This window comes from Mesorhizobium loti, from assembly GCA_014189435.1.
In the GTDB taxonomy this organism is placed as follows: domain Bacteria; phylum Pseudomonadota; class Alphaproteobacteria; order Rhizobiales; family Rhizobiaceae; genus Mesorhizobium; species Mesorhizobium loti_G.
This window is the reverse complement of the sequence record CP050293.1, coordinates 1746819-1769485: the sequence shown is the minus strand read 5'-3', so window position 1 is coordinate 1769485 and position 22667 is coordinate 1746819. Positions and strand designations below refer to the sequence as shown.

The 22667-nt window shown below is 63.2% G+C and carries 21 protein-coding genes and 1 pseudogene; 5 read left to right on the top strand and 17 right to left on the bottom strand.

The annotated features are described in order from the left end of the window. Positions 1-125: 125 nt before the first annotated feature. From HB777_08535 to HB777_08520, 4 genes and pseudogenes are all read right to left on the bottom strand, one after another. Positions 126-721: pseudogene (locus tag HB777_08535) on the bottom strand (LysE family translocator). A 133-nt stretch (positions 722-854) separates the two neighbouring features. Then, the gene (gene ilvN, locus HB777_08530) at positions 855-1427 is read right to left on the bottom strand and encodes an acetolactate synthase small subunit (GenBank protein ID QND63948.1); all 573 of its coding nucleotides are present in this window, start codon (positions 1425-1427) and stop codon (positions 855-857) included. Between the two features lie 84 nt (positions 1428-1511). After that, positions 1512-3293, bottom strand: a complete 1782-nt coding sequence (locus HB777_08525; GenBank protein QND63947.1) for an acetolactate synthase 3 large subunit — start codon at positions 3291-3293, stop codon at positions 1512-1514. Positions 3294-3564: 271 nt separating this feature from the next. Beyond that, positions 3565-4713, bottom strand: coding sequence for a hypothetical protein (locus HB777_08520; protein ID QND63946.1), 1149 nt, complete (start codon positions 4711-4713; stop codon positions 3565-3567). A 411-nt stretch (positions 4714-5124) separates the two neighbouring features. On the opposite strand from HB777_08520, the gene HB777_08515 reads away from it, so the two are divergent. After that, positions 5125-6927, top strand: a complete 1803-nt coding sequence (locus HB777_08515) for an NAD(P)/FAD-dependent oxidoreductase (GenBank protein ID QND63945.1) — start codon at positions 5125-5127, stop codon at positions 6925-6927. Positions 6928-7180: 253 nt separating this feature from the next. Here the strand turns inward: HB777_08515 and HB777_08510 are convergent, their stop codons facing one another. Together HB777_08510 and HB777_08505 are read right to left on the bottom strand one after the other, a co-directional pair. Continuing rightward, positions 7181-7765, bottom strand: coding sequence for an HD domain-containing protein (locus HB777_08510; GenBank protein ID QND63944.1), 585 nt, complete (start codon positions 7763-7765; stop codon positions 7181-7183). Next, entirely contained in the window at positions 7762-8916 is a 1155-nt protein-coding gene (locus tag HB777_08505) for a gamma-butyrobetaine dioxygenase (protein ID QND63943.1), read from the bottom strand. The genes HB777_08510 and HB777_08505 overlap by 4 nt, the downstream gene beginning before the upstream one ends. A 118-nt stretch (positions 8917-9034) precedes the next feature. Between HB777_08505 and HB777_08500 the strand changes: the two genes are divergently transcribed. Beyond that, a complete protein-coding gene (locus HB777_08500; GenBank protein QND63942.1) occupies positions 9035-9919 on the top strand; it encodes a LysR family transcriptional regulator in 885 nt (294 codons plus the stop codon). Between the two features lie 4 nt (positions 9920-9923). On the opposite strand, the gene HB777_08495 is transcribed toward HB777_08500, so the two are convergent. From HB777_08495 to HB777_08485, 3 genes are read right to left on the bottom strand one after another with little or no spacing between them, the layout of a single operon-like run. Further along, on the bottom strand, positions 9924-10451 hold the full coding sequence (locus tag HB777_08495; GenBank protein ID QND63941.1) for a GNAT family N-acetyltransferase: 528 nt from the start codon (positions 10449-10451) through the stop codon (positions 9924-9926). A gap of 45 nt (positions 10452-10496) precedes the next feature. Next, positions 10497-10805, bottom strand: a complete 309-nt coding sequence (locus HB777_08490) for a hypothetical protein (GenBank protein QND63940.1) — start codon at positions 10803-10805, stop codon at positions 10497-10499. 4 nt (positions 10806-10809) lie between these two features. Then, positions 10810-11373, bottom strand: coding sequence for a helix-turn-helix transcriptional regulator (locus HB777_08485; protein ID QND63939.1), 564 nt, complete (start codon positions 11371-11373; stop codon positions 10810-10812). A 155-nt stretch (positions 11374-11528) separates the two neighbouring features. Between HB777_08485 and HB777_08480 the strand changes: the two genes are divergently transcribed. Beyond that, positions 11529-13361, top strand: coding sequence for an ATP-binding protein (locus HB777_08480; protein QND63938.1), 1833 nt, complete (start codon positions 11529-11531; stop codon positions 13359-13361). A 226-nt stretch (positions 13362-13587) separates the two neighbouring features. On the opposite strand, the gene HB777_08475 is transcribed toward HB777_08480, so the two are convergent. Together HB777_08475 and miaA are read right to left on the bottom strand one after the other, a co-directional pair. After that, positions 13588-14379: a GGDEF domain-containing protein gene (locus HB777_08475; GenBank protein ID QND63937.1), complete on the bottom strand. Its 792-nt coding sequence runs from the start codon at positions 14377-14379 to the stop codon at positions 13588-13590. Positions 14380-14484: 105 nt separating this feature from the next. Continuing rightward, the gene (gene miaA / locus HB777_08470) at positions 14485-15468 is read right to left on the bottom strand and encodes a tRNA (adenosine(37)-N6)-dimethylallyltransferase MiaA (GenBank protein QND63936.1); all 984 of its coding nucleotides are present in this window, start codon (positions 15466-15468) and stop codon (positions 14485-14487) included. A 64-nt stretch (positions 15469-15532) separates the two neighbouring features. On the opposite strand from miaA, the gene serB reads away from it, so the two are divergent. After that, positions 15533-16354 (top strand): phosphoserine phosphatase SerB, encoded by an 822-nt coding sequence (serB, locus tag HB777_08465; GenBank protein QND68710.1) that lies wholly within the window; start codon positions 15533-15535, stop codon positions 16352-16354. Further along, entirely contained in the window at positions 16351-16923 is a 573-nt protein-coding gene (locus HB777_08460) for a GNAT family N-acetyltransferase (protein ID QND63935.1), read from the top strand. Before serB ends, HB777_08460 begins: the two co-directional genes overlap by 4 nt. Before the next feature lie 39 nt (positions 16924-16962). Here the strand turns inward: HB777_08460 and HB777_08455 are convergent, their stop codons facing one another. The 6 genes from HB777_08455 to HB777_08430 form a co-directional block, all read right to left on the bottom strand. After that, positions 16963-18480: a DegQ family serine endoprotease gene (locus HB777_08455; GenBank protein QND63934.1), complete on the bottom strand. Its 1518-nt coding sequence runs from the start codon at positions 18478-18480 to the stop codon at positions 16963-16965. Between the two features lie 202 nt (positions 18481-18682). Next, the gene (locus HB777_08450) at positions 18683-18871 is read right to left on the bottom strand and encodes a DUF2065 domain-containing protein (GenBank protein QND63933.1); all 189 of its coding nucleotides are present in this window, start codon (positions 18869-18871) and stop codon (positions 18683-18685) included. A 6-nt stretch (positions 18872-18877) separates the two neighbouring features. Then, positions 18878-19846: a protease modulator HflC gene (locus tag HB777_08445; protein ID QND63932.1), complete on the bottom strand. Its 969-nt coding sequence runs from the start codon at positions 19844-19846 to the stop codon at positions 18878-18880. Further along, on the bottom strand, positions 19846-20973 hold the full coding sequence (hflK, locus tag HB777_08440; protein QND63931.1) for an FtsH protease activity modulator HflK: 1128 nt from the start codon (positions 20971-20973) through the stop codon (positions 19846-19848). Before hflK ends, HB777_08445 begins: the two co-directional genes overlap by 1 nt. Before the next feature lie 169 nt (positions 20974-21142). Continuing rightward, on the bottom strand, positions 21143-21661 hold the full coding sequence (locus tag HB777_08435) for a dihydrofolate reductase (GenBank protein ID QND63930.1): 519 nt from the start codon (positions 21659-21661) through the stop codon (positions 21143-21145). Further along, positions 21661-22662 (bottom strand): DUF4424 domain-containing protein, encoded by a 1002-nt coding sequence (locus HB777_08430; protein QND63929.1) that lies wholly within the window; start codon positions 22660-22662, stop codon positions 21661-21663. The genes HB777_08435 and HB777_08430 overlap by 1 nt, the downstream gene beginning before the upstream one ends. Positions 22663-22667: the final 5 nt, after the last annotated feature.

Below are 22667 nucleotides of genomic sequence, written 5' to 3'. Positions count from 1 at the left end.
TGTCGGAAAAGGGCCAAAACACGGCATTACGAAGATTTAATGTGCACTGCACAATGGATGTGCAACACGGCCTGGCTCCCGATCCGGACGGTCCGCCGAGAGTCCGGATCCTGTGCGCCCCAGGCCTATTTAAGCATCGGCCAAAGCGTCGCCGCCAGCAGCACGCCCATGGCGATGTTGAACCATTTCAGCCGCACCGGGTCCGACAGGAAACCGCGCAGCGCGGTGCCGAAACCCGCCCACACCGAGACGCTCGGCAAATTGACGACGGTGAACGCCACGGCGATCAACACCATCGACAGGAACGGGTGCTCGGCATTGGTATAGACGGCCATGGCGGTTATCGCCATCACCCATGCCTTGGGATTGACCCATTGGAACGCAGCCGCATCGATGAAGCGCATGGGCCGGGCGTTCGTCTCGCCCTTGCCGGTCAGCGTGCGCGACATGGCGACCTTCCAGGCGAGATACAAAGGTAGGCGCCGCCGGCGATCTTCAAACCGGTGTGCAGCGCCGGAAACGCCGTCAACACAGCGCCAAGGCCAAGGCCGACCGCAAGCAGCAACACCAGGAAACCCATGCTGATGCCAAGCATGTGCGGAACGGTCCTGACGATGCCGAAATTCACCCCCGATGCCAGAAGCATGAGATTGTTCGGCCCCGGCGTGATCGACGTCACGAAGGCGTAGACGAGCAGGGCAAGGAATGCATCAAGCGACATAATATCCTCCCTGATAAGTCAGCATTATTGTCTCTTCTCGGCGACCGCACAAAGGCCACGGACCGCCTATAGCGGGGCCAGAAGCCTCCCTTTTTTGAAAGCGCGATGCCGTCCGGCGCTTGCCGCCGAAGCCCTACATCGCCTGTGGGCCGCGGTTCAACGCCGCCACGCCGGTGCGGCAGATTTCGACCAGGCCGAGCGGCTTCATGATGGCGATGAACTGGTCGATCTTGGAGCCCTTGCCGGTGATCTCGAAGATGAAATGCTCGGTATTGGCATCGATGACGCTGGCGCGGAACGCGTCGGCCAGCCGCAATGCCTCGACGCGAGCCTCGCCGGTGCCGGCCACCTTGACCAGCGCCAGCTCGCGCTCCAGCGGCCGCTCCTGGCCGGATTCATGCGAACGCACGGTCAGGTCGACGACCCGGTGCACCGGCACGATGCGTTCGAGCTGATGCTTGATCTGCTCCAGCACATGCGGCGTGCCGCGCGTCACGATGGTGATGCGCGACAGGTGCTTCTCATGTTCGGTCTCGGAGACGGTCAGGCTCTCGATGTTATAGCCGCGCCCGGAAAACAGGCCGATGACCCGGGCAAGCACGCCCGGCTCGTTGTCGACCAGCACGGAGAGCGTGTGGTTTTCCGGCTTTTCCGTTTCCTTGGCGATGAAATAGGCCGAACCGGTCGGCTGTAGCTGTGCGTTCATGACATGAATCTCGATTTCAAGCTCTTGAGCTAATTCTCTGTTTGCGCACGGCTTCTCGCGACAGCCCTGCCTCGTCTTTGCCGGCTACACCAGTTCCCTGCCCTTGGCGTCGATGGCGTTGGCCACCGCCTCGTCGGTCGCCTCGTCGGGCAACAGCATCTCGTTGTGCGCCTTGCCCGACGGGATCATCGGGAAGCAGTTGGCGAGCGTCGCCACGCGGCAATCGAACAGCACCGGCTTCTTCACCGCAATCATCTCCTTGATCGCGTCGTCCAGTTCGCCCGGCTTCTCGCAGCGAATGCCGTGGCCGCCATAGGCTTCGGCCAGCTTGACGAAATCGGGCATCGCTTCGGTGTAGGAATGCGACAGCCGGTTGCCATGCAGCAGCTGCTGCCACTGCCGCACCATGCCCATATACTGGTTGTTCAAGATGAAGATCTTGATCGGCGCATTGTGCTGAACGGCAGCGCTCATCTCCTGCATCGTCATCTGCACGGAAGCGTCGCCGGCAATGTCGATGACCAGCGCATCGGGATGCGCGATCTGCACGCCGAGGGCCGCCGGCAGGCCATAGCCCATCGTGCCCAGCCCGCCCGACGTCATCCAGCGGTTCGGCTTCTCGAAATGATAGTGCTGCGCCGCCCACATCTGGTGCTGGCCGACCTCGGTGGTGATGTAGGTGTCCATGTCCTTGGTCAGCGCATAGAGCCGCTCGATCGCGTATTGCGGCATGATCACGTCGTTGTTCATCTTGTAGGCGAGCGAGTCGCGCGCACGCCATTTGGCGATCTGCTCCCACCAGGGGTAGAGCGCCTTCTTGTCGGCCTTGGCATTTGCCCGCCACAACCGCACCATATCCTCCAGCACCCGGCCGACATCGCCGATGATCGGCACCTCGGTGTGGACGTTCTTGTTGATCGACGACGGATCGATGTCGATGTGGATCTTCTTCGAGTTCGGCGAGAACGCGGTCAGCCGGCCGGTGATGCGGTCGTCGAAACGCGCGCCGATACAGATCATCACGTCGCAATCATGCATGGCCATGTTGGCTTCATAGGTGCCGTGCATGCCCAGCATGCCCATCCAGTTCTTGCCCGATGCCGGATAGGCACCGAGGCCCATCAGCGTCGAGGTGATCGGGAAACCGGTGAGATCGACCAGTTCGCGCAGCAGATGGCTTGCTTCCGGGCCGGAATTGATGACGCCGCCGCCGCTGTAGATGATCGGCTTTTTGGCGCCGGCCATCAGTTCGACTGCCGCCTTGATCTTTTCCAGGTCGCCCTGGACCTTCGGCTGGTAGCTGGTGCGCGGCGCGATCTGCGGCGGGACGTAGAATCCCTTGGCGAACTGCACGTCCTTCGGGATGTCGACGACGACCGGACCGGGACGGCCGGTGGTCGCGACATGGAAAGCCTCGTGGATGGTCGCGGCGAGTTCGTTGACATCCTTCACCAGCCAATTGTGCTTGGTGCAGGGGCGCGTGATGCCGACCGTATCGCATTCCTGAAAAGCGTCCGAGCCGATCAGCGAGGTCGGCACCTGCCCGGTCAGGCAGACCAGCGGGATCGAATCCATCAACGCGTCCTGCAGCGGCGTCACCGCGTTGGTGGCGCCGGGGCCGGAGGTCACCAGCATCACGCCGGCCTTGCCGGTCGAGCGCGCATAGCCTTCCGCCGCATGGCCGGCGCCCTGCTCGTGGCGCACCAGGATGTGCTCGACCTCGTCCTGCTGGAAGATCTCGTCATAGATCGGAAGGACAGCGCCGCCGGGATAGCCGAAGACATGCTTGACGCCATTGTCCTTCAGCGCCTGCACCACCATTTCGGCGCCTGTCATTTCGCGCCGCTCGTTCTGTCCGTTGCTCATCGGTCTGGTCCCGTACTGTCGCCCTTTGGGCGTTGCCATGTGGGTGTTATTGGTCGTTTAGTCGTGTTTCAGGCAATAAAAAAGGCCCCCGAGGGAGCCTGTGTCTTGCGCATGGGGGGTTTTCGCCCGGCGGTTACACCGCCTTGCCCACGCGCTTTCCTACGAGAATGAGTGCCGTTTTCATGGTGGCGGACACTAAGGGCGAGAAAGGCAGCCTGTCAACGGGAAAAATCGCGCCGGCGCGCACAACGTGCCGGCGCGGCTGCAGTGGTCAGCCCGGCGCCTTGCAGCGGGAAACGCGCGGATCGCATTTGGACACCTTCTTGGCCTGCATCTTTGCCGGTGGACGGTGGGGCGCCACTTTCGCCGGACCATGGTGCTGGGGCGTGTGCATTGCCAGCGCCTGCTGATGTGGCTTTTGCGGCCCGGCCACGCGTACAAGGCGCTGCCCGGACAAAGCCTGGTTGGACGGCGTTTTTACCGCAATCCGTCCATTGCCTGCGTTCTTGTTGGCATCTGCCTTCACGCCGCCGGCGACCATCCGCCTGCGCACGGCATCACCCGATTTGGCGATGGCGGGATTGCCCGCTACCACAGCGCCCGGAGAAATGGCCTTGTCGCCGGTCAGCATCTTGGGGCCATGGCCCGCCACGGTCTGCCCGTTTCCATTGGCCGTCCGGGCGGGCGTTCCATTGCCGGCCAACCTCTTGATCTCCGCGCCCCTGGAAGCATCGAGCCGTGCACTGGCAAACACCCCTTTGCGAGGTGGAACCACTCTTGCTGCCTTGATCGATTCGATGACGGGCTTCGGGAACTGCTGCAGCCTGGGCCCGGCATTGATCGCCACAACCTGATTGCCGAGCCGCACATGCGGCGCGTTGTTGACCACGACAGTCTGGTTGATGATCGTCGTGTTGCGCACGATGACGACGTTTTCCTGAACCGGCCGCACCACCCTGACCAGATCGACCGCGCTGATCGCCGCCACCGGCACGAAACACCACCAGGCATCGTCGAAGGCGCCGTCGACGTCGGGTGGCGCCGGAGCCCAGCCGACATCGTTGCCGCCCTGGCGCCAGACCACCCAGGCTGGCGCCCATTGATCGCCGGCGATCCACACCCAGCCGAAATCGGGATCATAGGCCCAGCGGCCATAGTGATAGACGACATCGCCGAATGGCTCGGTGGATTGCCAGTACCAGCCATCGTCGGTCCAGATCCATCGACCTTCGGTGTAGGGCCGCCATTCGGTACGGACTGTCGGAACCCAGACATCGCCGAAGCGGCTGGAGGTTCGCCATCCGCCATAGTTTGAAAGCCTTTCGCGGATGGTGACGGAAATTTCCGCCGCGTGCGCCTGACTTGCGGGCAGAACCAGCGGGCTGGTCAAGGTCGCGCTCATGGCCATGACCAGAGCCATGGCAGCGGCGCGTCCGCGCCGGCCAATAGAATGAACCAAAAATACTTGCATAACGGGCTCCAGAGTTCCGCATCGAGAAAATCCCCAGGAACCGCCCTGTTGCCCGCCACCGCTTCCCGGCTTCTCACCGATCGGTTGTCGTCAGCCTCGGTGACCGCATTGCGGCATATGGCCATCAATTTTGCGCGACCGGCGCGGCATTGTCCCGGCGTTCGGAATCGGAGCGCCCGTTCTCGACGCTTGCGTGTTCCGAAGCCGCCTGTTGATATCGATTTACGGATAAGCCTTTGAAACCGCTTGAAACTATGGTGGGGCGTGACGAGAGCCGCCATCTTTGCCGATACTTGATCGTCCGGCCGGCAAGTCCGGCGGAACCACCATGACGATCTGGATTTCACGGGAGGAAACCTGATGCTCGACAAGGCCCCTAGCAAGAAACTGTCCGACCTGCTCGACCAATTCGGCGCCGCCCTGGCCGCCAATGACATCGAGAAAGCGGTCGATTGCTTTCAGGAGGATTGCTACTGGCGCGACCTCGTCACCTTCACCTGGAACATCAAGACCATGGAAGGCCGCGACCAGGTCCGCGACATGCTGAAAAGCCAGTTGTCGAAAACCAGGCCGTCACACTTCGCCATCGCCAAGGGCGAGGACGCGACCGCGAGCGGCGGGTTGATCGAGGGCTGGATCAGCTTCGAGACGGAGGTGGCGCGCGGCTTCGGCCATATCAGGCTGAAGGACGGCAAGATCTGGACGCTGCTGACCACCATGGCCGAGTTGAAAGGCCATGAGGAGCCGGCGGGCTTCGCGCGGCCGATGGGCGCCAAACATGGCTCGGGCAAGAACCGTCCGACATGGAAGGAAGAGCGCGAGAAGGAGGCCGCCGAGCTCGGCTTCAAGACGCAGCCCTATACGGTCATCATCGGCGGCGGCCAGGGCGGCATCGCGCTCGGCGCACGGCTGCGGCAACTCGGCGTGCCGACCATCATCATCGAGAAGAACGAGCGGGCCGGCGACAGCTGGCGCAAACGCTACAAGTCGCTCTGCCTGCATGACCCGGTCTGGTACGACCATCTGCCCTATATCGATTTCCCGAAGAACTGGCCGGTCTTCTCGCCCAAGGACAAGATCGGCGACTGGCTGGAAATGTACACCAAGGTGATGGAGCTGAATTACTGGTCCTCGACCGAGGCCAAAAGCGCTTCCTATGACGACAAGAAGAAGGAATGGACCGTCGTCGTCCACCGCGATGGCAAGGACATCACGCTGAGGCCCAAGCAGCTGGTGCTGGCGACCGGACAGTCCGGCAAGGCCAATCTGCCGAAATTCAAGGGCATGGAAACCTTCAAGGGCGACCAGCACCACTCCTCGAAGCATCCGGGTCCCGACGCCTATGCCGGCAAAAAGGCCGTTGTCATCGGATCCAACAATTCCGCCCATGACATCGCTGCCGCACTTTGGGAAGCCGGCGCCGACGTCACCATGGTGCAGCGCTCGAGTACCCATATCTCCAGATCCGACACGTTGATGGAAATCGGACTGGGTTCGCTGTATTCGGAGCAGGCGCTGCAGAATGGCATCACCACGGCCAAGGCCGACCTGATCTTTGCCTCGCTGCCCTACAAGATCCTGCACGAGTTCCAGATCCCGGCCTATGCCGAGATGAAGAAACGCGACGCGACATTCTACAAGGGACTGGAAAAGGCCGGTTTCATGCTCGACTGGGGCGACGACGAGTCCGGCCTGTTCATGAAGTACCTCAGACGCGGTTCCGGCTATTACATCGATGTTGGCGCCTCGCAGCTGGTCATCGACGGTTCGATCAAGCTGAAGAGCGGCGTCGACGTCAAGGAGATCAAGCAGCACTCGGTTCTGCTCAGCGACGGGTCGGAACTGCCTGCGGACCTCATCGTCTACGCCACCGGCTACGGCTCGATGAACGGCTGGGCCGCCGATCTGATATCGCGCGAAACCGCCGACAAGGTCGGCAAATGCTGGGGCCTCGGCTCGAACACCACCAAGGATCCCGGCCCCTGGGAAGGCGAGTTGCGCAACATGTGGAAGCCGACGCAACAGGAAGCGCTGTGGTTCCACGGCGGAAATCTGCACCAGTCACGCCACTATTCGCAATTCCTGTCGCTGCAACTGAAGGCGCGGCACGAAGGCATCGCGACGCCGGTCTATGGGCTGCAGCAGGTTCACCACAAGGGATAGTAAAACAGCCGAGGTGCGGCCAACACCGCACCTCCAACCCTGTACCGCTGTCAGTTGCTGATCTGCACGGCCTCAACCGGTCCGGCCGCTCTGGCGGCTTGGAGACGGCCCGGTTCTCCACGAGCAATGCTCGGCGGGCTTTCAGAAAGGCCTGCGGCACGCTCGCGCTCTCGGCAATTGTCGGGCCTGTGCGGCATCACCGCTCCTTGCCCATCGAAGCAGAAGCACATCTGTTGCCTCCCGGTTGTCGCCGTCAGGCGCGATCGCGAAAGTCGCTGACAACCCGCTGCAGCAGCGGCACGTAGTCGCGAAACGTCCGCGTCTTCATGTTGGCGATCTTGCCGCTCTCATCCCAGATGCGGACTCGGACCGCTTCCTCGTGGAACGGGTTCTTGCGGAACTCGGCCACCTCCTCGGCGCTCATCGGCCCGCCTTGCAGCGACAGCGTGTGGACCGAGGCCTGCGAGAGCTTGCCGAAATAGGTCGGGTCGGTGGCGCAGAGATAGCGCTTGGCCGCGACATGCAGCCTGACGCACTCGACGATGACAGGCGGAAAGAACGGCGCCAGCACCTCGCCGCCAGCCTCGTCATGATGCTTGTCCTCGACATCCTCGGGCGAATAGGTGCCGAACTCGCTGGTGTAGTGGCCGATGTCGTGCAGCAGGGCCGCCGCGACCAGCTCGTCGGGCGCGCCGTCCTTTTCGGCGAACCAGGCGCCCTGCAGCATGTGCTCCGACATGGTCACGGGTTCGCCAAGATAGGATTCCGCGCCCCGGCGCTCAAAGATGTCGGCGATGAATTCGACGATGGTGTCCGCGTTCAGGTCCTGGCCGCTCATTCCGCCGCCTCCTCCTTGAACCCGTGCTCGATCGCCGCGAGCGTCGACAGCAGGCCATCCTTGTCGGCGTAACAGCCCTGCAGCCAGCGCTTGCCGGTGCCGGAAAACGCCTTACGTGCATGCATGACGCGCGTGTTGTCGACGATGAACGCCTGCCCCGCTTCGAGCTTGAACGTCACCTCGAAGGACGGATCCTCGATCAGTTCCGCGAAGCGGCGATAGGCGGCGTAGTACGCCTCCATGTCGGCGAACGGCACATCGACCGTCGGCGCCAGCGAGCGGTTGTTGAAGCGGATGCAGATCAGCTCGCCATCGGGTCCGAGCTCGATCATCGGCCGCTTCGCCTGCAGCCGCACGCCCGATGAGCCGGCATATTCGAAGCGCGCCGGGCATGAACTCAACAGCCGGAAGCCTTCGGGGTTCTCGGCCTGTAGCGCGGCCGCGACGGCAAAACCGTCGACGACACTGGACTCGCCGCCCTCAACTGTATTTTCGATGCAGGACAGGATCTGCAGCGTCGGCACCGGGTCGCGATAGGGATTGTCGGTATGTGCCTGCAGGCCGAGATTGGTGTAGGCGAGATTGCTCGGATTGACCTCCGCGCGCACTTCGAACCAGCGCCCGTAGTTGGTTTCCCTGATATAGCCGAAAAGATCGGACACGTTGCACAGCGCCCCGGATTCGGTCGGCAGGTCGTCCATCACCGCGAAGCCATAGGTTTTCACCGCCGACAGCCATTGCCCCAGCACGGCGCGATCGCGGCTGGCCGCGACATAGCCGGCGCGCGGCACCGAATTCTGCATCGAGGCCTTGGTCCATCGCACGGTGGCCTCGCCTGTCCAGCCGGGCTGACGGGCCGCGTTACGATCATAGGCATTGGCGCTCAGCCATGCCGCTGGGAAACTCACCGTTTTTTGCTCCGGCACGAAGCTGACTTCCAGGGCGCCGCCCTTGACCGATGCCGCGCCAATCCTCGTGTCGGCGGGAATGTCGAGGATGGTGATGAGCCGTTGGCCATTGCCGGCGCTGCGCGTCTTGTCGTCCAGCGCATTGTCGCGCAGCCACATGGCGTGAAAGCGGGTGCGCGACCCGTCCTTCCAGCCAAGGTCGATTGTTCTGCCTTCGTCGCCGATCAGCGCGTGGGTGAGCATGGAGATCCGTTCCTGTCCGCTACGCCTGCGGTCCGATCCGCAGGTTTCGATTGCATGTTGAGCGCGCGACAGGCATAACTCCAATTATCATTTTTTGGCCAATGACCGTAAATCTATAATGGCTAGAACGATCCCACCCTTGCCGCCGCTTGACTGGCTGCGCAGTTTCGAGGCCGCGGCGCGGCTGTCGAATTTCACCGCGGCGGCAGCCGAGCTTGGCCTCACCCAGGCAGCCGTCAGCCAGCACATCCGGTTTCTCGAGGAGCGGCTGAAGACACGTCTGTTTTCGCGGCTGGCGCGCGGCGTCGCACTGTCGCCAGAGGGGGCGGCCTACCTGCCTCACATCCAGTCGGCTTTCGCCACCATCGGCAACAGCACCGCGGAACTTTTCGAGCCACGCGCCGTCCAGACCGTGACCATCCGGGCGCCGATTTCCTTTGCCTTGCTGATGCTGGTTCCGGCGATGCCTGATCTGGCTAAGGCGCTGCCGCGCGTCCAGCTCGATCTGGTGACGATCCATCGCCCCGCTGACTACGACTTGCCGGGCTCCGTGCTCGACATCCGTTTTGGCAACGGATCCTTCCCCGGCCGCGAAGCCGACAGGCTGACCACCGAGCGGCTCGTGCCGGTGGCGGCGCCGGGCTTGGCCGGTGACGGGGACTGGACCTCACTGCCGCTGCTTCTGGTTGCCGGCGCGCGCGAGATGTGGGCGGAATGGTTCGCCGCCGCCGGACTGGCCGGCCACCCCAGACGATCGCACCGCTTCGATAGCTTCGTCGCCGCCATGGAAGCGGCCAAGGCCGGCGCCGGCGTGCTCTTGGGCTCGCGGCCGCTGGTCGATGCGGCGCTCGACAGCAAGACGCTGGTCAGGCTTTCCGACTTCGAACTCGTGAGCACATCGGGACATTTTCTGACCAAGGCGTCGACCGCGCGCCTGACCGGAGCCGAGCAGGACTTTCGCCAGTGGCTGCTGTCGCGCCTCTCCGGTTCGGCGCTGGCATGATTGGTTACGAGATTGGCCCGATCCGCTTCCAGTAGATGAGCGTGCCGGTCAGCCCCCCATGAGGCTTCAGGGCATAGTCCGGTATTTCGCCGGCCAGCATGAAGCCCAACCGCTCATAGAGGCCGGAAGCGCCCTCCTCGGTTGCCGTATCCAGAACCAGCAGCGTGCGCCCCTTCTCCACCGCGAGGCTCTCGGCGGCCCGCATCAGGCGCGTTCCCACACCCCTGCCCCGGTGGTCGACTGATGTCATCAGCTTGGCGATCTCAGCCCGGTGCGGCTGGTTGGGCGGGAAGTCGAGCAGCAAGGTCACGGTGCCGACCAGGACATTGCCGTCCCAGGCGCCAAGCACCGTCCTCTCCCCTCTTTCCGCCGCGGCCAGCGATTTCTCCCAGAATGCCTTTGCCGCCAGCGGCGCCAACGGATGCATGAAGCTGACAGATCCGCCGGCCGCCACGGTTGCGACCAGCAATTCGGCCAGCATGTCCTGCGTCTCAACAGCCGGGGTCAGTGTTGCGATCTCGATCGAGTTCATGCGCATGATGTCCTGTGATTTGCGATAGATGCAGGCGCCATTCCATCAATCCAGATGGCGCACGCGGCGGCGCTTTCGCGCCGCCTTGATGGCGCTGATGCGTTCGGTGTCTTCTTCCCTGAGATGCCGCCCGCGCTCGAGAATCTCGAGCGTGTACTCCTCATAGGTCAGGCCCAGCCGCTCGGCTCTGTCCATGCGCAGCAGCATGACCTCGCGGCTCGGCGCCTTCCACGCCTTGGCATGGGCGGCCTGCCAGGCAAGGAAGATGTAGGGGTCACCCTTGCCCCATGGCGGCCCCTTGTACTCATCGAGAGGCGGCCCCCCATTGTGGGAGCGCTTTGGTCTTCTCGCCATGATGTCAGCCCCTGACCAGCGCGACGAGATAGTCGGCGCCGGACTCCAGGGCATGGAAGGTACAGTCCGACGGCGCCCCAAGCGCCAGGCAATCGCCTGGCTCGAGCCTGTGCACCACTTCGCCTTCGACGAATTCGAGCCGCCCGGAAATCAGCCATATCTGCTGCTTGATGAAGGCATAGGAGGCGGCCGGGAAGCTGACTTTGGCGCCCGCCGGCAGCTGCACCTTGATCAGCTCGAGCGGCATGTCGGAAGCCGGCGAAAGGTGCCGTCTGACATAGCCGGTATCGGGATCGCGCCACTCCGGCTGGTCGGCCTCGCGCAGCAGCCCGCCACCCTGCAACTCCGCGCGCGCGATCAAGGTTGACAGCGTCATGCCGAAGGCCGACGCGATGCGCACCAGAAGAGCCGCCGTCGGGCTGGTCTTGCCGCGCTCGATCGTGCTCAGCATCGCCTTCGAGACCCCGGAACGCTCCGCCAGTTCGGCCAGGGACCAGTCCCGCATGACCCTTTCGGCGTGTATCCTTCGGCCGATCGTTGAAGAAATATCGTTCGCTATACCATCCATATGTCCATTATAATGAAATATCGACGTGGGAAAAGAGCCGCCTCGCGACAATTTTCGCGGGCTCCTTAATCCTCTCTACACCATCCGACCTCATCGGGCCTTAACCCCATTCCTGTAGGATCGATGCTCCAGGGGAAATGGGGATTGGCCTGTCCATGTATGTCGAACGCGAAGCCTCCGTTGGAGAACCGACATCGCAGGAACGCCGCCACGCCGAGCAGAACGACAGGCGCATTCTGGGCAACGTCGTGCAATGCGACGGAGCGCGCGCCACCATCAGCGCCTATGCGGACGACGGCGATGGCGCGGTGACCGGCCTGTGGACCGTCGGTAAGATGATTTCCATCAATCTTGGATCCACGCGAACCGTCGGCCTGGTCTACGCAATCGGCAAGTCGGATCGCGCCTGGAGCAATGAGGGCCAGAACGCGATCGAGGTCAGCATCGAACTGGTCGGTGAAGTGCGTGACGGTGCAGAGCCCGGCGCCAGACCGGTCTTCGACCGCGGCATCACAACCTATCCGCATATCGGCGCCGTTGCGCACCGTATCCGCACCCGCGACCTGCAGGCGGTCTATGATCTCGCCGGCCGTCATTCGATCACCATCGGCACGCTCGCGCAGGACGAGACGATCGCCGCCAACATCGCCATCGACGATACGCTGGCGCGTCACTTCGCCATTGTCGGCACCACCGGCGTCGGCAAATCCACTGCCGTCTCGCTGCTGCTGCGCAAGTCGATCGCGGCGCGGCCCGACCTGCGCATCCTGATCCTCGACCCGCACAACGAGTTCGCGGCGTCGCTGCCCGAATACTGCGTCAGGGTCGATTCAAAAACCCTGGATCTTCCGTTCTGGATGTTCACGCTGGAGGAATTCGCCGAGGTGTTGTTCCGGGGCCGCGAGACCGAGCCCGAAGAAATCGATGCCTTGCGCGACCTCATTCCGGCCGCCAAGAACCTTTACCGCAATCCGAATTCCGGCACCTATCTGCGGCGCGGCAGCGACGCGCTGACCGCCGATACGCCGGTGCCTTACCGCATCGCCGACCTCCTCAAGCAGATCGACGAGCGCATGGGCATGCTCGAAAGCAAGACCGATCGCCCGACGCTCAGATCGCTGAAGACGCGCATCGAATCGGCAGCCGCCGACCCACGCTACCGCTTCATGTTCAACTCGCGCCTAATCGAGGACACCATCCACGAGACGATCGGCAACATCTTCCGCGTGCCGCATCATGGCCGCCCGGTGACCTGCTTCGAGATGGCCGGCATGCCGTCCGAAGTGGTCAATTCCGTCTGTTCGGTGCTGGCGCGCCTGGCCTTCGACCTCGCTCTGTGGAGCGAAGGCAAGCTGCAGCTTCTGTTTTTGTGCGAAGAAGCGCACCGCTATATGCCGGCCGATCCGCGTCTCGGCTTCGCACCGACCAGGCATGCGCTTTCGCGCATCGCCAAGGAAGGCCGCAAATATGGCTGCTATCTCGGCGTCGTCACCCAGCGCCCCGGAGAACTCGACCCGACCATTCTGTCGCAATGCTCGACCTTCTTCGCCATGCGGCTCGCCAATGAGCAGGACCAGGCGATCATCCGCTCGGCGATTGCCGACTCTTCGGCCTCGTCGCTTGCCTTCCTGTCTTCCATGGGCCAGCGCGAAGCCATCGCCTTCGGCGAAGGCGTGGCGACGACCATGCGGCTGAAGTTCGAAAAACTGCCGAGCCACCTGCTTCCCGGCACGGCCAAGCGCGAAGAGGCCGCCTCGTCGAAGTCAGGCGACGATGTCGATCTGGTGGCGATCGTCGAACGGCTGCGCAACGTGCCGAAACCAACGCAACAGTCGATGGCCTTCGCGGAAGTCGTCGATTCAGGCCGCCAGGCGGGCGATCCCGACTACCGCAAGCCGCCAGCCGCGCGCACGCCATCGGACGACGATTTCGACATGCGCTACGGTCTCAAGCCCGCAACCTTCGGCCTGCGCCCGCAAAACGATTGAGTTTGCGCTAAGTCCATCTGCCGACAATCCCGAGAATCCGCGCCATACTTCGGTTGGCTCTGCTTCGTTCGAAAAGCTCGGGTAAATCCCGAAAGGGAATTCATCAGGCCGAGTCGAATGGCGTGGTTTTCGAGAAGCCGGAGCGGAGCGGACATTCAGTCCGTGAGCACCGGAAGTCGAGAAAGCCGCGTCAGGCGACCGGCCTCATGAATTCTTCTTCGGGATTTCAGGCGCAGACGCGGTTGCGGCCTTGCCTCTTCGCCTCGTAGAGCTGGCGATCGGCGCGGCGATAGAACTCTTCCGCCGTTTCCTTGCGGTCCCAGACGGCAAGCCCGACGCTGGTGGTGATCTTGAGGCGGACATTGCCGGACAGCACCGACATGTTGGCGATCGCCTTGCGGATGCGCTCGGCAAACTTGCCCAGAAGCTCGGCGTCCATGTTGGGCGTGACCACGGCGAACTCCTCGCCTCCCAATCGCGCCACCACGTCGTGGTAGCGTGTCATGTCCTTGAGACAGTTCGCGACGGCCTTGAGCACCTCGTCGCCGACGTCATGGCCGTGGGTGTCGTTGACCTGCTTGAAATGGTCGAGATCGAGGATCATCAGCCCGACAGGCTTTTCGATGCGCCTGAACTCCTCGAGATACTCCTTCAGCGCATCATCGAAATAGCGCCGGTTCTGCATGCCGGTCAGGCCGTCGGTCAGGGCGGCATGCTCGAGCGTCTCCGAGCGCGCGCTGAGCGAAACCGTCATGGCGCGCAGCTTGCCTTCTTCCGTCGCCTGTTTGCGGATCAGCGGGTAGATGAAGAAAATGCCGAAGAACAGCGCCGTTGCCAAGAGCACGCCGGTCGCGAACAAAAGCTTGTTGAGATAGATGACCTTGTCCAGACCCGAAGCCGTATGCAACTCGTTGGCGAAGGATTGCAGAAGCCCATAGGCATGCAGCGTCACCAGGCCCGCGGCCAGGATCACGAAAATAAAGACGAAAAATGCTGATTCCGCCTTGTGGAAACGCATCTGCTCCCCGTTGGAAAAGTGCCCACTGACCTTATGGCATGGGCGGGCTTACGGAGGGTTAACTTGGACAACCGCAACGAGAACCTTTCCTTGCAGGTAAACTTTTCAGGTTGCAATGGAAACAAACGATCCGATCGTGGTTTCCAGATCATCACCAGGACGCAATCTCAGCCATTCCGGCCCCAGCTGATGCCTGAACCAGGTCGTTTGCCGTTTGGAATATTGCCTGGTCGCGATCTTGGCGCGTTCGATCGCCTCGGGAAAGCCAATCTCTCCGGCCATCGCGGCCTGCAGTTCGCGCACACCGATCGCTTTCATCGCCGGCAATTCGGGATCGAGGCCAAGCGCCGATAGCCGCTTGACCTCGTCCAGCGCGCCCTTGTCCAGCATCTGGTCGAAGCGTTTTTCGATGCGGCCGACCAGCGCCGCCCGGTCCGGCTCGATCACGAAGAAACGCGCGCTCCCCCTGTCGATGAGCGGCTGGCCGCGTTCTGCCTGCCATTCCCGGATCGAACGGCCCGACGCGTCGAGCACCTCCAATGCCCGCACGATGCGCTGGCCGTCGGTTGGCTTCAGCGTCATGGCGGTCGCCGAATCCTCGCGCAGCAGCAGGCCGTGCAGCTTGACGGCGCCCTGCTCCTTCAACTCGTAGCGCCAGCGGTCTCGGATCCGCTGCGGAATGTCGGGCATTTCCGAAATGCCCTCGGCCAGCGCGCGAAAATAGAGCCCGGTGCCGCCGACGAAAATGACCGGCCGTTCGGAGAGCGTGCCGTCAGGCCGTTGCGAGAACGTGCCGTCGTCGATCAGCTTCATCACGTCGCGCAGCCAGGCGCCGGTGGAATAGGCCGTGGCCGGGTGGACATGGCCGTAGAGGAAATGCGGTGCGCGGGCGAGGTCGGCTGCCTCCGGCCGGGCGGTCAACACGTCGAGCACCGAATAGCCCTGCATGGAATCGGTGTTGACGATCACGCCACCCTTGCGCTCGGCCAGATCGAGCGCCAGCGCCGACTTGCCGCTGGCGGTCGGCCCGGCTATCAGGATCGCGTTCTTCACGCGGCCCTCGCCCGCCTGTCCGTCGGAATGTTCCATGCCGCTTGTCGCCACGCTTGTTTCCCGCCCCACTGAGCGCGCTTTGTCGCTGTCGCTTGCGAATATGGCGTCACGGTTGGTCGGCGCAAGCGCTGTTGTCTGGCTGGCTGAAGGGATTGCGTGCGATCTCATCCTGCCTGAGGCTGCCGACGCTGCCGATACGAGTGCCGCCTTGCGCACGGCGCTCGCCACCGAGGCGGTCGACGTGATCGTCCAGCAGGCCGAAACCCGCCGCAAGAAAATCCTGATCGCCGACATGGATTCGACCATGATCGACCAGGAATGCATCGACGAACTGGCCGACGAGATCGGCGTCAAGGATCGCGTTGCGACGATTACCGCGCGATCGATGAATGGCGAGATCGCCTTCGAACCGGCCTTGCGCGAGCGGGTGGCGTTGCTGAAAGGGCTCGACGCCGCCGTGGTTGATCGCATCGTCGCCAATCGCCTGACGTTGGCCTCGGGCGGCCGCGCGTTGGTCCGGACCATGCGCGCCAATGGCGCCTGGACGGCACTCGTGTCCGGCGGATTCGAGGTCTTCACGACGCGCATCGCGGCCATGCTCGGCTTCCAGGAGAACCGCGCCAATCGCCTGCTCGAACAGGATGGTCGCTTCACCGGCCTGGTCGGCGAGCCGATCCTCGGCCGCGCCGCCAAAGCCGACGCACTGATCGAAATTTCAGGACGCCTCGGCCTGACGCCCGCCGACGCCATCGCCGTCGGCGACGGCGCCAATGATCTCGACATGATCCGCCTGGCCGGTACCGGTGTCGCGCTTCACGCCAAGCCGACGGTCGCGGCACAGGCAAAGGTCCGCATCGACCATGGCGACCTGACCGCACTGCTCTATGTGCAGGGCTACAGGCAGGAAGAGTTTGTGCAATGAAACCAATGCGTACCGAGCGCCTGATCCTGCGCAACTGGGAGGATCGCGACCGCGACCTGTTCCACCGCATCAACTCCGACGAACAGGTTATGGAGTTCTTTCCATTCCGCCGCGACCGCGCCGCCGCGGATGCCAAGATGGACGAGGTCCGCGCGTGGATCGATGAGGACGGCTATGGCTTCGCTGCGGCCGAGATTGCGGCCACGGGCGAGTGCATCGGCTTTGTCGGGATAACCGGGACGGAAGATATCGACGTCTTGTCAGCCGGCACGATCGAGATCGGCTGGCGTCTCGCACCGGAATTCTGGGGCAAGGGCTACGTCACCGAAGCGTCGGAAGCCTGGCTGGCCTACGGCTTCGAAACGCTCGGCCTTGGCGAGATCGTCTCCTTCGCCGTCGAAAGCAACCGCCGCTCCACCGCCGTCATGCAACGCCTCGGCATGACCGCAGATCCGTCCGCCGACTTCGACCACCCCAGCATTCCCGACAGCCATCCCGCGCTCAAGCGACATGTGCTCTACAGGCTGTCTCGCCAGGACTGGCAGGCAAGAAAAAGGGCGGCTCGCTAGCCGCCCTTTTTCTTTCGGAGTTGTCGGCTCTTCCGGACCTCAGTCCATGCGGATCGTCACGAACCTGAGTTCGCCGGTCTTCGATGCCAGCATCAAGAGCGCATTCTTGCGCCCCTGTTCCTTCAAGGCGCCGATCCGGTCCATGACGTCCTTGGGCGTGGCGACCGATTCCTGTGCGATCTCGGTGATCACCTCGCCCGGCTGGATGCCGCGCTCTGCGGCGGCGGAGTCCTTGGTGACGTCGGTGATGACGACGCCCGAAACATCGGCCGCAATGCTGAACTTCTTGCGCGTCTCGTCGTTCAGTTCGCCGACCGTCATGCCGAGCACCGAAGCCGTCGAAACCGCCGGAGCCTTGTCACCCTTGTCCTGGTCGGTGTTGCTGCCGTCCTCGCCGCTGGCGAGCTTCTCGCCATCCTCGAGGCGGCCGAGCGTCACTTTCACGGTCTGCTCGACACCCTTGCGCACGATCAGCACATCGACCGCCTTGCCGACCGGGCTTTCGGCCACGACGCGCGGCAGGTCGCGCATTTCATGGATGTCCTTGCCGTCGAACTTGATGATGACGTCGCCGGCCTGGATGGTGCCATTGTCGACCGGACCGCCCTTGATGACGCCGGCAACCAGCGCGCCCTTGGCGGTCGCCATGCCGAGGCTCTCGGCGATGTCGTCGGTCACCGGCTGGATGCGCACGCCGAGCCAGCCGCGCCGCGTCTCGCCGAACTGGCGCAACTGGTCGACGACGCCCGAGGCGAGCTGCGAGGGAATGGAGAAGCCAATGCCGATCGAGCCGCCGGAAGGCGAAATGATCGCGGTGTTGATGCCGATGACCTCGCCCGCACTGTTGAACAACGGTCCGCCGGAATTGCCACGGTTGATCGCGGCATCGGTCTGGATGAAGTCGTCATAGGGGCCGGAATTGATGTCGCGGTTGCGGGCCGAGACGATGCCGACCGTCACCGTGCCGCCGAGGCCGAACGGATTGCCGATCGCCATCACCCAGTCGCCGACGCGCATCTTGGTGGAATCGCCGAACTTCACGGCTGTCAGCTTGTGGCCCTTCGGATCGACCTTCAGCACCGCGACATCGGTCTTGGTGTCGGTGCCGACCAGCGTCGCCTTCAAGGTGATGCCGTCGGAGAAATTGACCTCGATGTCGTCGGCGTCGGCGATGACATGGTTGTTGGTGACGACGATGCCTTGCTCGGCATCGATGACGAAGCCGGAGCCCAGCGACTGCACCTTCTGCGCGCCGTTATCCTTGTCGCCGCCGCGGTTCTTGAAGAAATCGTCGAAGAAATCCTGGAAGGGCGAGCCCTCGGGCAGCTGCGGCATCGGCACCGCACCCGGACCTTCCGTGCCCTTCACCGTTTGCGAGGTCGAGATGTTGACCACCGCGCCGAGCAGGCCTTCCGCCAGGTCGGCGACCGAAGCAGGTCCATCCGCGGCAAATGTCGGTGTCACGAAGGACGGGACAGCGACGGCGCTGACAAGAAGTGCCGCCGCGCCGGCGATGAACGCCCGCCGTGCCGCGCGCAAAATTGTATTGGATGTCATCGAGAAGCCTCCCGGTATTCTTGAAAAGAAAAGCGCTTCGACGAAAACGCCGCGTCGCGCCATGTTGGCAAAAAATACGGCACGTTTGCGGCTATGACTATCGGCAGAAGATAAATCATCAATTATCCCGGGATCGAAGCTCGTATCCCGGATCGAAGCTCGTATCCCGGGATCGAAGCTCGTATCCCGAAGCTCGCCGCCGTCATCCGCCTCGCACCAGCCAGACGATGCCGACACCGATGGCGATCGCCGCCAGCCCGGCAATACGCAACGCGTTCTCGGGCAGCGACAGCACTTCGGTGGCAAGCTTCCTGGCAAGGCCGGGAAAGCCGCCATAGACCAGACCTTCTATCACAAGGACGAGGCCCATGGCGGCGAGAAAATCCTGCACCGGCCGCTACTGGCCGGTGCTTGGCTGTGCCGCAGGCGCGGCAGGTGCCGTCGCCGGAGCGGTTGGGGCCGGCGAAACCGGCTTCGCCGGCGCCTCGCTGCCGTCGGGATTGCGGAAGAAGCGGAAGAACTCCGAGTTCGGCGACAGCACCATCGTCGTTCCGGTGTTGTCCAGCGCCGTGCCATAAGCATTCATCGACCGGTAGAAATCGAAGAAAGCCGGATCGCGCTGATACGCTCCCGCGAAGGTGGCACTGCGCTGGGCTTCGCCCTCGCCGCGCAGGATCTCCGACTCTTTCTGCGCCTCGGCGACGATCTCGACCACTTCGCGATCGGCGCGGGCCGTGATGCGCTGCGCCGCTTCATTACCGCGTGCCCTCAACCGCGCGGCTTCCGCCAGGCGTTCCGCCTTCATGCGGTCGAAAGTCTGCTGCGAGACCTCGGCCGTGAGATCCGTGCGACGGATGCGGACATCCTCGATCTGCAGGCCGAGCGACGTGGCGTCGGGCCTGAGCTGATCGCGCACTTCGCGCATCATCACGGCGCGCTGTTCGGAGAGTGCGGCCTCGAAATCGCGCAGACCGTAGACGCGACGCAAGGCAGCGTCGAGACGCGTCCTGAGCCGCGCTTCGGCCAGTTCGATCTGACCGGACACGGCAGAACGGAAGACGCGCGGATCCGAGATACGATAGGCGATGAAGGCGTCGACCTCATAGAACTTGCCGCCCGACACCTGGACACGGATGTTGTCGAGGTCGAAGCGCAGCACCCGGTTCTCGATCAGTTGCACCGTATCGGCGTCGAAGAACGAGAACGGCGCCTTGAAGTAGATGCCGGGCTCGCTCTTGACCTCGACGATCTCGCCGAACCTGAGCACCAGCGCCTGCTGGCGCGCATTGACCACGAAGACCGACGAATAGAGCAGGAACAGGATGACGGCCGCTGCAACGACGATGATGGGGAGACGGTTGGCCATCACTGGGTACCTCCCGTCACGCCACCAGCAGCGGCTGGTGCCGGCGCTTTCGGCTGCAATGCCGGCAGCGGCAGATAGGGCACAACACCCTGCCCGTTGCCTTGCTCGACGATGACCTTGTTGGAATCCTTCAGAACCTTCTCCATGGTTTCGAGGTAGAGGCGCTTGCGTGTCACGTCGGGCGCCTTGGCATATTCGTCATAGACCGAGATAAAGCGCTGCGCCTCACCCTCGGCTTCCTGCACGACCCGGTTCTTGTAGGCGGCCGCGTCTTCGCGGATCTGTGCGGCCTCGCCGCGTGCCTGGCCGAGCTTCTGGTTGGAGTACTGGTTGGCCTGCTCGACGAACTTGTCTTCGTCCTGCTCGGCGCGCTGCACCTCGTCGAACGCATCAGCCACTTCGCGTGGCGGTGCCGCATCCTCGATCGAGACGGCGTTGACGTTGAGACCGGCCTTGTAGCCGTCCAGCGTCGTCTGGATGATCTCACGCACTGAGGCGGCAATGCCCTGGCGGTCGTCGCGGAAGATGTCCTGCGCCGGCCGGCGGCCGACGGCTTCACGCATGGCGCTTTCGGCAACCTGCCGCAGCATGCCGTCGGGATCGGACACGTCGAACAGATACGCGCTCGGATCGGAGACCTGATAGGCCACCGAGAACTGGACGTTGACGATGTTCTGGTCGCCGGTAAGCATCAGCCCGGAGGTGTTGCCACTCGTCGCGCCGCCGCCGCCGATATCGACGAGCTGCTCGGAAATCTTGGCGGTCTCGACGGTTTCGAGCGGCCACCAATGGAAATGCAGGCCGGGCTGCGACAGTTCGGCCTTCGGCTTGCCGAAGCGCAGTTCGACCGCGACCTCGTCGGGCTGCACGGTGTAAACCGCCTTGAACGCCCACAGCACCACAAGTGCCGCCGCGATCAGCGCGAAAATAGCCGGGCTTGCGCCGCCGCCACCCGGCAGAGCGCGCCGCAGCCGGTCCTGGCCGCGACGGATGATGTCTTCGAGATCGGGAGGCGAGCCCTGTGGGCCGCTCGGTCCCTTTGGTCCCTGCCCCCAGGGCCCCTGATTGTTGCCGCCGCCGCCGCCCCATGGGCCGCCGCCACCGCCGCTCTTATCGTTCCAGGGCATGAATGTCCTTTCGCTTGGAATTCCCTCAAGCGCCGGTATTACGGCGCAAAATCCAGTATTGTTCTTCTATAGGGACGCCACGAGGCGCTTTCAACGCGATGCGTTGCCGACTTCGTCCGATTTGGTCCGGTCGCGACCCTTTGTCTTCCTTCAATGCCCTTTTTATCGTTCAATGTCTCTCGCGGCGGCGCTCGTAAACCGAATAGCGCGTCGCGTGGCTGTCCTTTTCCCCGGCCGGAACGTCCTGCGAGCTGACAACGCGCCAGGAATCCGGATCGATCGGCGGGAAATGCGCATCGCCATCGACCGCTGCCAGCACATGAGTGACGTGCAGCCGGTCGGCCAGCAGCAGCGCCTGGGCATAGATTTCGCCGCCGCCGATGATGCAGACCTCGTCCACACCGACCATGCAGCGCCCGCGCACCGTCGCCAGCTGGATCGCGGCTTCGAGCGAATGCGCCACCTCGACGCCTTCGGCGCGCCAGGCCTTGTCGCGGGTGACGACGATGTTCAGCCTGCCCGGCAATGGCCGGCCGATACCCTCATAGGTCTTGCGGCCCATGATGATGGGCTTGCCCATCGTGTCGGCCTTGAAGCGCTTGAGATCGGTGGAGAGCCGCCAGGGCAGCCCGCCGTCCCGCCCGATCACGCCGTTCTCGGCAATGGCAACGTAGATTGCGACGTGCATCAATTATCGTCCGTTGGATCGAGGATCAGGATATCGATGTCGTGCTCGGGATAGAAATCATCCGCCGTCATCTCGAATGTCGTCGGCCCGACCTTTTTGACATTGTCGCCGCAGAACGAGACCAAGGCTTTCGGATTGCCCTTGTCGACCGTCAGCTTGAATTTGCCGATCGTGCCTGCCGCCCAATTGCCGCCGGTGGTCAGGATATAGGCGATGCGGCTTTCGTTGTACTGCGGATAGCCGTCTGGACCATCCTTTGCCGCCTTGCGCACCGCGTTCTCGAACGTGTCGTCCATGCAGTAGCGCGTCTTGTAGGTGGCGTACTGCCCCTGGAACTTGCCGTCATAGAAAAAGCTGACCGAAGACGTGCCGCCGACGCTCGGCTTGTAGCGGTGGGAAACGTGGACGTCCTTGTTGGCCGGAAAGGTCGAACGCCACCAATAGGTCGAACGCAATTGCCAGAACGGCGTGTAGACCTTGTTCGTCTCGGTGCCGTCGCTGCCGGTGTCCTCGATGATGATGCCGCGGTTGACCCAGTCATCGGTAACCGCCTGCGGCAGCTTCGCCAGTGCCGCCTTCGCCGCGTCGCCGAATGGATAGAACGGCACGTTCTGCGCTTTCAGCTCGGCGCTGACGTCGATGCCGAGCGCCAACGCCTTCTGCTCGAGTTGCGGCTTTGCCGGCGCGCCATCGATCGTCACCTCGAAGCCGAGGAAATTGTCACTCTGATTTTCAGGGATCGCCGGGATCTCTTCGGGATTGCCCGATATATCGGGCATCGGGAAGGCAACGATGGCGTCGACGTCCTTGTCCGTGTTGTTGTGGAAGACGTAATCGACCGTCACCTTCTCCGGTGAGATGAAGAGGTCCTCGCTTTGCATCGCCACGGCGTCGCTGCGCGACAGGATCAGGCCGCCGGTGCCAAGTTCGGCAACCGAATCATTGGCGCGTGCGGGCGCGGCCGACAGGGCCAACGCGGCGGTCAGAACATATCGCAACATGGAAG